Raw genomic sequence first — 10,851 nt, forward strand, 5'->3', positions numbered from 1 at the left:
GAAATTATTGTGGCGAGGTGGGGGCGTCGGGTACCAGCAGCATACCGGAAAGACGACCATAGGCGTTATTCAGCGTCTTTTGGCGTGTCGACTGGCCGATGAGGTTGCTGAGCTCATCCAGGCGCTGCTGCAACAACGTTTTAAGTAATTGTTCGTTATCCAGAGTCTGTTTAATATACCCGGCAACCAAGTCCTGAATACTTCGCGTAATGCCCGGTGGAGTTTGCTCTTCCATGACCACTTCAATACTTTGCAGATAGGTAACTTCCTGTTCCAGTAAAAGGTCCCATTCACCGCGCTGCGCCAGTTCCAGCAGTGAGTGACTGAGTAGCGCAATGCGCTGCCAACGGTTGATAAACTCCACGGCTGAGGTCATTAACGAGACTCCTGGGACGACGCTTTCGGTGAGATCTGTTTCCAGGCATCTGCAATGTTGCCGAGTAACTCTTCGACTTCTTCAATGGCCTGACAATCATTACGCAAGTTAGCTTGCAGTAAACGGCGGATCATATAGTCATACAGCGAAGACAGGTTGGTGGCGATTTCACCGCCAGTTTCCTGATCCAGGCCTGCTTTCAGACCATTGTCGATAATGTTAATGGCTTTGCTTATAGCCTCGCCTTTGGCGACGATATCACCCTGCTGCATAAACAGGCGAGCGCGCACCAGGGCGCTGTTTGCGCCATCAAACAACATTTCAATCAGCTGATGTGGGCTGGCACTCATCACGCCACTCTCTATGCTGACCTGTGCATAGGCTTTGGTACCGCTCGCGGTATACATACTTACCTCGTGTTATCAGGAATTACTCATCGCTGTAAATTGCTGGCCCAGATAGTTACTGGTGCTATTCAGCTTACTCATCATGCTATCAAGCTGGGTAAACTGTGCTTTGTAGCGCGCGACGGTATCGTCGATGCTGTTGCTGACGGCCAGATACTGTTTGGTCAGTTTTTTCAGCGTGGCGTTAATATTGTCCTGGGCAACGTCAATAATGCCGTCGTCGGCCAGGTAACCTTTTACTTCGGTAGCGATTTTGGTGGTAATACCGGTTTCTTTACCATCACCAACCAGCAATTGACGAGTCGCTGCGGTGTTATCTTTCAGCGCTTTTTCCAGCTTAGTGTCGTCAATTTTCAGCTTGCCTGAGGTACCGTCGGTAGTAATACCGATTTCACCCAACGTTTTGAATGTACCGTCGCTGGCACCATTGGAAAACTGGGCACGTATCCCTGTCTGAATAGTGCGTACAGCGCTGTCGCCGAGTAATGCACCATTATTCGTATCCTGGGTTTCGGCACCTGGATCAACTTCAGTGTATTTGGTCAGCGTTGAGAACGTATCCAGTAGCGAGTTATAGGCATCAACCCAACCTTTGATTGCTTCCGTGGCTTTATCATTGCTCTTGGTGACGGTGATTCGCGCGTCGGTCACTTCTTTAGTCAGATTCAGCGTCACACCCTGCGGGGCATCGGTAATAGTATTGCTTGGGCGTTCAATATCAATACCGTTAACTTTCAACAGCGCATTTTTGGCTTCCACCAGCTGTTTCATATTTCCGCTGCCGGCGGTGCTGTCGTATGCCAGTAAGTCATTAAGCTTACTGTCGCCGCTGACGGAAATGGTCATCTTATTATCGACACCGCTATCGGCCGTTAATACCAGCTGATAATCATTTTCTTTAACTTTAACGATACTGGCGGAAATACCGCTGTCGGCGTCGTTAATGGCATCACGGATCCCTTCCAACGACGTTTGGTCTTTGCTGAGTTTAATTTCCAGAGGTTCTTTGCGGCCTTTTTGCTCAATCTTAATTGTGCGGCTGTCGGAGGAGGTGTCACCTAATGCTTCCTTCGTTGAGCTGATTCCACTTTTGGTACTTAATGATTGCGCCTGCGCCAGCTGCGTTACGCTGATGAGATAAGTCCCGGGCGCTGCACCGGCAGAAGTCGAAACTGTCAGATCTTCTGTACTGCTGGTTACAGTAGTGCTTTTAAACAGATCGGCGCTATTTAGCGTGGTGTTTGCCGTCTGGAATTTTTCCAGCGCGCTTTTCAGCGTGCCGTAGGCGGTTAATCTTGCCGTATTCGAACTCTGCTGTTGAGTAATTGGAGTTAAACGCTTTTTTTCAGCAGTGGTTAAGTTTGTCAGCAATGTATCCAGTGGTAAGTTTGAGCCGACGCCCAATGATGTAAATGAAGGCATGCCTAATTCCTTGTGATTGCAAACAGTAGTTAAGCGGGTTATCGGCAATCTGCGCGCAAAGTTTAATAATAGTTTTGCAAAAATAATGCCCAGAATAGTGACATATAAAGAGGGTATTTCAGGGGCTAAGAAAAAAGCGGGCGGAAAGTAAAAATTTTCTAAAGTTCGAAATTAAGGTGCCGATACATGGGTTACGGTGAGAAACCGTGGGCAACAGCCCAATAACATCAAGTTGTAATTGATAAGGAAAAGATCATGGCACAAGTCATCAATACAAACAGCCTGTCGCTGTTGACCCAGAACAACCTGAACAAATCTCAGTCTACCCTGAGCTCCGCTATCGAGCGTCTGTCTTCTGGTCTGCGTATCAACAGCGCGAAAGACGATGCTGCTGGTCAGGCGATCGCTAACCGCTTCACCTCTAACATCAAAGGCCTGACCCAGGCTTCCCGTAACGCCAACGACGGTATCTCCATCGCGCAGACTACCGAAGGCGCACTGAACGAAATCAACAACAACCTGCAGCGTGTACGTGAGCTGTCTGTTCAGGCAACTAACGGGTCTAACTCTGATAGCGACCTGACCTCTATCCAGAACGAAATCACCCAGCGCCTGAGCGAGATTGATCGCGTTTCCGGTCAGACTCAGTTTAACGGCGTGAAAGTACTGGCAGGCGATAACACCCTGAAAATTCAGGTTGGTGCAAATGATGGCGAAACTATCTCCATTGACCTGAAAAAAATCGATTCCAAAACTCTGGGAATGGATGGCTTTAACGTCAATGGTTCAAAAGCAGCAACGGGTAGCGATTTAGTGTCTAAATTCGACGCTACTGGTTCTGATAATTATGCTGTAGGTGGTACCACCTATAAGGTAAATATCAAAGATGGAAAAGTTACTGATGGTGCAAATGCATCACAGTACATTGATGCTAAAACTGGAGAGTTATCTGCCACAAACACCAAATCTAATGGCACGGCTGTTTATACTGGCACAGCAGCAACAGCAGGTGCTGATGCTATTGCTACTGAGGCTCAAGGGCTTAAAGTAGGTCAGACGTTTACTGCTGCAGGTATTGATTTTACAGTAAGTGGTAAAGATGCGGATGGTGATGGTAATGGTACCTTTACTGCGAATATCGGCGGTAAGGTCGTTACATTTACTACAGAAACTGCTACGGGTGGTACGGGTGGTAAGGTAAAAACGGACGCTGACGTTTTTACTTCATCTGTAAGTGGTAAATTGACAACTAATGCTTCTGAAACTAACCGTGCAGCTACTGTAGATGATCTCAAAGCCGCGGGTACTAAATCTGGCAGTACTCTGACTATTGATGGCAAAGCCTATGATGTATCAGCTGACGGTAGCAAAGTTACCAACGGCGGCGTTGCAATGTTCCTGAGTCAGAATCAGGCAGGTAAAGCAACTCTGGTTGCCGAAAGCGTTGCGAAAAAAGCAACAGCCAATCCTCTGGAGGCTATTGATAAGGCTCTGGCGCAGGTTGATGCACTGCGTTCTGACCTCGGTGCGGTACAGAACCGTTTCGATTCTACTATCACCAACCTGGGCAACACCGTTAACAACCTGTCTTCTGCTCGTAGCCGTATCGAAGATGCTGACTACGCGACCGAAGTGTCCAATATGTCCAAAGCACAGATCCTGCAGCAAGCAGGGACTTCTGTACTGGCACAGGCCAACCAGGTTCCGCAGAACGTTCTGTCTCTGCTGCGTTAATTTACGCTTACTGCGCAAACCCCGCTCCAGCGGGGTTTTTTATATTTAGCTTTACCCGTAACCCCCAAATAACCCCTCATTTCACCCACTATTCACCCGATTAAAACCCCTGCAGAAACGGATAATCATGCCGATAACTCATTTAACGCAGGGCTGTTTATCGTGAATTCACTGTATACCGCTGAAGGTGTAATGGATAAACACTCGCTGTGGCAGCGTTATGTACCGTTGGTGCGTCACGAAGCATTGCGCCTTCAGGTGCGTTTGCCGGCGAGCGTAGAACTGGATGACCTGCTACAAGCGGGCGGCATCGGGTTATTGAATGCCGTTGACCGATATGACGCTTTGCAAGGAACGGCATTTACCACTTACGCAGTGCAGCGTATTCGTGGAGCAATGCTGGACGAACTACGTAGCCGGGATTGGGTGCCGCGTAGCGTTCGGCGCAATGCTCGCGAAGTGGCACAGGCGATGGGACAACTGGAGCAGGAATTAGGGCGCAACGCGACGGAAACCGAAGTGGCGGCGCGTCTGGCTATTCCTGTGCAAGAGTATCGTCAGATGTTGCTCGATACCAATAACAGCCAACTCTTCTCTTATGACGAGTGGCGGGAAGAGCATGGCGATAGTATTGAGCTGGTGACGGAAGAACATCAGCAGGAAAACCCGTTACAACAGCTACTTGAGGGTAACCTCCGCCAGCGCGTGATGGACGCGATCGAGGCGTTGCCGGAGCGCGAAAAGCTGGTGTTAACGCTGTACTACCAGGAAGAGCTCAATCTGAAAGAGATTGGCGCGGTACTGGAAGTCGGGGAGTCACGGGTTAGCCAGTTGCACAGTCAGGCCATCAAACGTCTACGCACCAAGCTGGGTAAGCTATAGGGGTACATCATTACCCCTGAACAATGCCGCATTACGAATTGACTACCAGGAGTTCTCATGACGGTGCAGCAATCAAAAAGACGGCCTCTAAGCCGCTACCTCAAAGATTTCAAACACAGCCAGACGCATTGCGCCCATTGCTTTAAGTTGCTCGACAGGATCACGCTGGTTCGTCGCGGGCAAATTGTGAATAAAATCGCCATCGCCCGACTGGACACGTTGTTGGATGAAGCCGAGTGGGAGCAGGAGAAAAAAGAGTGGGTGGCACTGTGTCGTTTTTGCGGTGATTTGCATTGCAAAGAGCAGAGCGACTTTTTCGACATTATCGGTTTTAAACAGTTTTTATTTGAGCAGACCGAAATGAGTCACGGCACGGTACGTGAATACGTTGTCCGCCTGCGTCGCCTCGGGAATCACCTGACCGAACAAAATATCTCTCATGACCTGCTGCAGGAAGGGTTCCTCGACGAAAACCTTGCCCCGTGGCTGCCGGAAACCAGCACCAACAATTACCGCATAGCCTTACGTAAGTATGAGCAGTTCAAAGCCCATACCCATATGGGACATATGCAGAAATCCTCCTGGACAGCCAGTTCTGATATATATTAAAAACGAATAAGGTGTAACAGAGTCGTGTTTGTGGAACACAGCAAACGCTTTACACTATGCTCATAAATAGCAGTCACTAATGACAATATTCGGGGTAACTATGAAATTAGCACTTCTGGGACGTCAGGCTCTGATGGGTGTAATGGCTGTTGCACTTGTCGCTGGAATGAGCGTAAAGACTTATGCAGATGAAGGTCTGTTAAATAAAGTTAAAGAGCGTGGCACGCTGCTGGTGGGCCTGGAAGGGACCTATCCCCCGTTTAGTTTTCAGGGCGATGATGGCAAGTTGACCGGTTTCGAAGTGGAGTTCGCTGAGGAACTGGCCAAGCACCTTGGGGTGAAAGCTAATCTGAAGCCGACCAAGTGGGACGGTATGCTGGCCTCTCTTGATTCCAAGCGCATTGACGTGGTCATCAACCAGGTGACCATCTCTGACGAACGTAAGAAAAAATACGATTTCTCTACCCCGTATACGGTTTCTGGTATTCAGGCGCTGGTGAAGAAAGGTAATGAAGGCGTTATTAAGACCGCTGCCGATCTGAAAGGTAAAAAAGTCGGCGTTGGTCTGGGCACCAACTATGAAGAGTGGCTGCGCCAGAACGTGCAGGGCGTGGATATTCGTACCTATGATGATGACCCGACCAAATACCAGGATCTGCGTGTAGGCCGTATCGACGCCATTCTGGTTGACCGTCTGGCGGCGCTGGATCTGGTCAAGAAAACCAAAGATACGCTGGCTGTGACCGGTGAAGCATTCTCCCGCCAGGAGTCCGGCGTGGCGCTGCGCAAAGGCAATGAAGATCTGCTGAAAGCGGTTGATGCGGCCATTGCTGAAATGCAGAAAGACGGTACGCTGAAAGCGCTGTCTGAAAAATGGTTTGGAGCGGATGTGACGAAATAATCGGCATCCGATGAAAAAAGGCGCCTTTAACAGCGCCTTTTTTTATTTCATTGCGCCTGAGCGTGCATAATAAAAAGAACATCACAACAACGAATACCGGAGGCTGTATGCCGCTGCATAACTTAACGCGCTTTCCACGTCTGGAATTTATTGGCGCGCCAACGCCGCTCGAATATCTTCCACGCTTCTCCGACTACCTCGGGCGCGATATTTTCATCAAACGCGATGACGTCACGCCGATGGCCATGGGCGGCAATAAGCTGCGTAAGCTGGAGTTCCTTGCCGCAGACGCACTGCGTGAAGGCGCTGATACGCTGATAACCGCGGGTGCGATTCAGTCTAACCATGTGCGCCAGACGGCGGCGGTAGCAGCTAAGCTTGGCCTGCACTGCGTAGCTCTGTTGGAAAATCCGATTGGCACCACGGCGGAAAACTATCTCACCAATGGCAACCGTCTGCTGCTGGACCTGTTTAATACGCAGATCGAAATGTGCGATGCGCTGACCGACCCGAATGCGCAACTTCAGGAACTGGCTACGCGCATTGAAGCACAGGGCTTCCGCCCGTATGTGATCCCGGTTGGCGGTTCTAACGCGCTGGGCGCACTGGGTTATGTGGAAAGCGCGCTGGAAATTGCCCAGCAGTGTGAAGGGGCCGTTGCACTTTCTTCCGTTGTGGTTGCCTCAGGCAGTGCGGGAACGCATGCCGGACTGGCCGTGGGCCTGGAACAACTGATGCCAGACGTCGAGCTTATCGGCGTGACTGTCTCGCGCAGCGTGGCGGATCAAAAACCCAAAGTTGTTACGCTGCAGCAGGATATTGCCCGAGAACTGGAACTGACGGCCTCCGCGGATATCCTGCTATGGGACGATTATTTTGCGCCAGGCTACGGTACGCCAAACGAAGAGGGCATGGAGGCGGTAAAATTGCTGGCGCGCCTGGAAGGCATTTTGTTGGATCCGGTGTATACCGGTAAGGCGATGGCGGGTTTGATTGACGGTATCAGCCAGAAACGCTTTAAAGACGAAGGGCCAATCCTCTTTATTCATACCGGTGGGGCACCAGCACTGTTTGCCTACCATCCACATGTGTAACAACCAGGTCGAAAACGCTAATGCATGAAAGTATCCAACTGGTAATTGATTCTCTGCCGTATCTGCTCAAAGGCGCGGTTTTTACGCTGCAACTGAGTATCGGCGGCATGTTTTTTGGCCTCGTGCTGGGGTTTATCCTGGCGCTGATGCGTTTGTCGCCGCTGTTGCCTGTGCGCTGGCTGGCGCGTTTTTATATCTCTATTTTTCGCGGAACACCGCTGATTGCCCAGCTGTTCATGATCTATTACGGTCTGCCACAGTTTGGTATTGAGCTTGATCCCATCCCGGCGGCGATGATTGGCTTGTCGCTGAATACGGCTGCCTACGCTGCGGAAACCCTGCGTGCGGCAATCTCTTCCATCGACAAAGGACAGTGGGAGGCGGGTGCCAGTATTGGTATGACGCGCTGGCAGACCATGCGCCGGGCAATCCTGCCGCAGGCTGCGCGCGTTGCGTTGCCGCCGCTGAGCAACAGCTTTATCAGTCTGGTGAAAGATACTTCTTTGGCCGCCACTATTCAGGTACCGGAACTGTTCCGTCAGGCGCAGCTGATTACCTCGCGTACGCTGGAAGTCTTTACGATGTATCTGGCGGCCTCGTTGATTTACTGGGTGATGGCGACGGTGCTTTCTGCGCTGCAAAACTATTTTGAAGAACAACTGAATCGCCAGGAGAGAGAGCCGAAATGAGTGCTATCGAAGTCAGAAACCTGGTCAAAAAATTTCATGGGCAAACGGTGCTGCATGGGATCGATCTTGACGTCAAACCTGGTGAAGTAGTCGCGATTATCGGGCCGAGCGGATCGGGCAAAACCACGCTGCTGCGTAGCATTAATTTGCTGGAGCAACCGGAGGCGGGCACCATTAAAGTGGGTGAGATTACCATTGATACCGCGCGTTCGTTGACCCAGCAGAAAGGGCTGATTCGTCAGTTACGTCAGCACGTCGGTTTTGTGTTCCAGAACTTTAATTTGTTCCCGCATCGGACGGTGCTGGAAAACATTATTGAAGGGCCGGTGATAGTCAAAGGTGAACCAAAAGCTGAAGCGACAGCTCGTGCGCGTGAATTGCTGGCGAAAGTTGGGCTGGCAGGTAAAGAAACCAGCTATCCGCGGCGTTTATCGGGCGGACAGCAGCAGCGCGTAGCGATTGCCCGAGCGCTGGCGATGCGACCTGAGGTTATTCTTTTTGATGAACCGACCTCCGCACTTGATCCTGAACTGGTTGGCGAGGTACTTAATACCATCCGCCAACTGGCGCAGGAAAAACGCACCATGGTGATTGTGACGCATGAAATGAGCTTTGCTCGCGATGTTGCCGATAGAGCGATATTTATGGATCAAGGACGGATTGTAGAGCAGGGACCAGCAAAATCCTTATTCACGCATCCGCAGCAGCCGCGTACCCGTCAGTTTCTTGAAAAGTTTTTGATGCAATAAATAGTACATATAGCGCTCGCTGGGATTGTTTCTGGCGAGTGCTCTTCGCATAACTATTTATAATTATTGCTTTATTATTAACGCTTGAATCTGTTACTTCCTTCCACTGTTGAGTAATACTCAAGTAATTGTTCATTTGTCCGATAATTTGCATATATAAAATACATTTATGTGTTAGCTTGTTTCATATGTTTGGATGATTATCAATCTCAGGGGCATTACCACTTAGTATGCAGGATCATGATTTCTTCACCTGGCGACGGAGCATGCTGTTACGCTTTCAGGAAATGGCGACGGCAGAGGATGTCTATACGGAATTACAACAACAGACGCAGCACTTAGAGTTCGATTTTTACGCGCTCTGTGTTCGTCATCCGGTACCTTTCACCCGACCTAAAACGTCTCTTCATACGACCTATCCCAAAGCATGGGTGGCGCATTATCAGTCCGAAAATTATTTCGCCATTGATCCGGTGCTGAAACCTGAAAACTTCAGTCAGGGGCATTTACCCTGGAACGATACTCTGTTTCGCGATGCGCAACCTTTGTGGGACGCCGCACGCAATCACGGTTTACGCAAAGGGATGACGCAATGCTTAATGTTGCCTAATCGGGCGTTGGGTTTTTTATCAGTATCGCGTGCAAGTATCCGTAACAGTCGCCTTGCGAGCGATGAAGTGGAGCTCAGGATGCAGCTTCTGGTACGGGAAAGCCTGTCTGTACTGACGCGGCTGGAAGATGACATGGTTATGGCGCCAGAAATGCGCTTTAGCAAGCGGGAAAAGGAAATATTGAAATGGACGGCCGAGGGGAAGACCTCTTCAGAGATAGCCATCATTCTGTCGATTTCCGAAAATACAGTGAACTTCCACCAGAAGAATATGCAAAAGAAATTCAATGCGCCAAACAAAACGCAGATAGCCTGTTATGCCGCGGCAACCGGGCTTATCTGAGTAAATTATCGTTCTGAGTGTCAGACGCAAAACCGGCTGAGAGCATTGCTATCAGCCGGTTTCTTTTTACTGGCGGTAAGCTTGTTTAATTTGCTTAACCGTGTTGGAAAATACCGCCGCCTGTGATTGATCTTCAATCAGCGCGAGCTGTTTTTCCATTTTAAGAATCACGCGGCCTGCATCGGCTTGACCCATTGCCTGCAGCATCAGCGTTAACATGGCTTTCAGGCAGGTGACTTCATTGGCCAGTTCCTGGTTATTCTCAGCAGTGGAAAAGTCAGGCGTACTCATTTATTTTCCTCGTTATGTTTCAATGAAAAAGTGCGATGTCAAATCTTAAGGCGGCGGAGTATACCATAAGCGAGGCTAAAAATATCTGTGGTTGTTTTTTGCGCGGATGAATGTTGTGGCCATTAAAATAAACAATATGTTGCAGTGCATATATTTTCTCCACATGTTGTTTATTTCGAGTATTTTCCTCGTTAATTATTGTTACAACTTTGACTGCCTATTTTGCATTCAGCGGAGGAATATGAATTTTTTGTCACTATTCTGAAACAGCTATGCAGATATAACCGTGGCAGAAGGCTGTCAGGACTGAAAGTTTCCACTCGTCGTACAATCTAATTTCCAAAAACGAGAGCAAAATCGAAAGTCGGGCGTTTTTTACATTTCAAAGTTGAGATAAAACCCGTTAACATAGGACCGATTAACTATCGGTAGCGTTATCCCTATTCTGGAGATATTCCTTTGATCAACGTTTTTCTTGTTGATGACCACGAACTGGTGCGCGCAGGGATACGACGCATTCTGGAAGATATAAAAGGCATAAAAGTTGTCGGCGAAGCGTGCTGCGGTGAAGATGCGGTAAAATGGTGCCGCTCAAATTCCGTTGACGTTGTGCTGATGGATATGAATATGCCCGGTATTGGCGGTCTGGAAGCAACCCGCAAAATTGGGTAATGACTCCAACTTATTGATAGTGTTTTATGTTCAGATAATGCCCGATGACTTTGTCATGCAGCTCCACCGATT

General features: G+C 49.3%; 14 protein-coding genes and 1 pseudogene. 9 read left to right on the forward strand and 6 right to left on the reverse strand.

Annotated elements, in window-relative coordinates; translation table 11 throughout:
• Nucleotides 1–4: 4 nt before the first annotated feature.
• From fliT to fliD, 3 genes are read right to left on the reverse strand one after another with little or no spacing between them, the layout of a single operon-like run.
• Complete coding sequence (fliT, locus tag OGX92_RS01830) at nt 5–376, reverse strand: flagella biosynthesis regulatory protein FliT (protein ID WP_008785101.1); 372 nt, start codon at nt 374–376, stop codon at nt 5–7.
• Nucleotides 376–783 (reverse strand): flagellar export chaperone FliS, encoded by a 408-nt coding sequence (gene fliS, locus OGX92_RS01835; protein ID WP_286586175.1) that lies wholly within the window; start codon nt 781–783, stop codon nt 376–378. The genes fliT and fliS overlap by 1 nt, the downstream gene beginning before the upstream one ends.
• A gap of 15 nt (nt 784–798) precedes the next feature.
• Nucleotides 799–2,205, reverse strand: a complete 1,407-nt coding sequence (fliD, locus tag OGX92_RS01840) for a flagellar filament capping protein FliD (RefSeq protein ID WP_286586176.1) — start codon at nt 2,203–2,205, stop codon at nt 799–801.
• Between the two features lie 255 nt (nt 2,206–2,460).
• On the opposite strand from fliD, the gene OGX92_RS01845 reads away from it, so the two are divergent.
• The 8 genes from OGX92_RS01845 (at nt 2,461) to sdiA (ending at nt 9,816) form a co-directional block, all read left to right on the forward strand.
• Nucleotides 2,461–3,939, forward strand: a complete 1,479-nt coding sequence (locus OGX92_RS01845) for a flagellin N-terminal helical domain-containing protein (protein ID WP_286586177.1) — start codon at nt 2,461–2,463, stop codon at nt 3,937–3,939.
• Between the two features lie 162 nt (nt 3,940–4,101).
• Complete coding sequence (locus OGX92_RS01850; RefSeq protein ID WP_003030465.1) at nt 4,102–4,821, forward strand: RNA polymerase sigma factor FliA; 720 nt, start codon at nt 4,102–4,104, stop codon at nt 4,819–4,821.
• Nucleotides 4,822–4,878: 57 nt separating this feature from the next.
• The gene (fliZ, locus tag OGX92_RS01855) at nt 4,879–5,430 is read left to right on the forward strand and encodes a flagella biosynthesis regulatory protein FliZ (RefSeq protein WP_003030467.1); all 552 of its coding nucleotides are present in this window, start codon (nt 4,879–4,881) and stop codon (nt 5,428–5,430) included.
• A 100-nt stretch (nt 5,431–5,530) separates the two neighbouring features.
• Entirely contained in the window at nt 5,531–6,331 is an 801-nt protein-coding gene (tcyJ, locus tag OGX92_RS01860; RefSeq protein ID WP_003030469.1) for a cystine ABC transporter substrate-binding protein, read from the forward strand.
• A gap of 107 nt (nt 6,332–6,438) precedes the next feature.
• Nucleotides 6,439–7,425, forward strand: coding sequence for a D-cysteine desulfhydrase (gene dcyD, locus OGX92_RS01865; protein ID WP_032943823.1), 987 nt, complete (start codon nt 6,439–6,441; stop codon nt 7,423–7,425).
• Nucleotides 7,426–7,445: 20 nt separating this feature from the next.
• Entirely contained in the window at nt 7,446–8,114 is a 669-nt protein-coding gene (tcyL, locus tag OGX92_RS01870; RefSeq protein WP_003030474.1) for a cystine ABC transporter permease, read from the forward strand.
• Nucleotides 8,111–8,863, forward strand: a complete 753-nt coding sequence (tcyN, locus tag OGX92_RS01875; RefSeq protein ID WP_003030477.1) for an L-cystine ABC transporter ATP-binding protein TcyN — start codon at nt 8,111–8,113, stop codon at nt 8,861–8,863. The genes tcyL and tcyN overlap by 4 nt, the downstream gene beginning before the upstream one ends.
• A 230-nt stretch (nt 8,864–9,093) precedes the next feature.
• Nucleotides 9,094–9,816 (forward strand): quorum-sensing transcriptional regulator SdiA, encoded by a 723-nt coding sequence (gene sdiA, locus OGX92_RS01880; RefSeq protein ID WP_008785095.1) that lies wholly within the window; start codon nt 9,094–9,096, stop codon nt 9,814–9,816.
• Nucleotides 9,817–9,882: 66 nt separating this feature from the next.
• Here the strand turns inward: sdiA and OGX92_RS01885 are convergent, their stop codons facing one another.
• A complete protein-coding gene (locus tag OGX92_RS01885; RefSeq protein ID WP_003030482.1) occupies nt 9,883–10,107 on the reverse strand; it encodes a DUF2594 family protein in 225 nt (74 codons plus the stop codon).
• Between the two features lie 19 nt (nt 10,108–10,126).
• Complete coding sequence (locus tag OGX92_RS23550; RefSeq protein WP_502872865.1) at nt 10,127–10,270, reverse strand: hypothetical protein; 144 nt, start codon at nt 10,268–10,270, stop codon at nt 10,127–10,129.
• 296 nt (nt 10,271–10,566) lie between these two features.
• Between OGX92_RS23550 and OGX92_RS01890 the strand changes: the two are divergent.
• Nucleotides 10,567–10,773: pseudogene (locus OGX92_RS01890) on the forward strand (response regulator); the annotation flags it as partial.
• Between the two features lie 16 nt (nt 10,774–10,789).
• Here the strand turns inward: OGX92_RS01890 and OGX92_RS23415 are convergent.
• Nucleotides 10,790–10,851 (reverse strand): IS1 family transposase (locus tag OGX92_RS23415; RefSeq protein ID WP_071528444.1); only part of this gene is annotated, 62 nt, incomplete at its 5' end.

Origin of the sequence: Citrobacter sp. Cpo089, assembly GCF_030332695.1 — a bacterium.
Classification (GTDB): domain Bacteria; phylum Pseudomonadota; class Gammaproteobacteria; order Enterobacterales; family Enterobacteriaceae; genus Citrobacter; species Citrobacter portucalensis.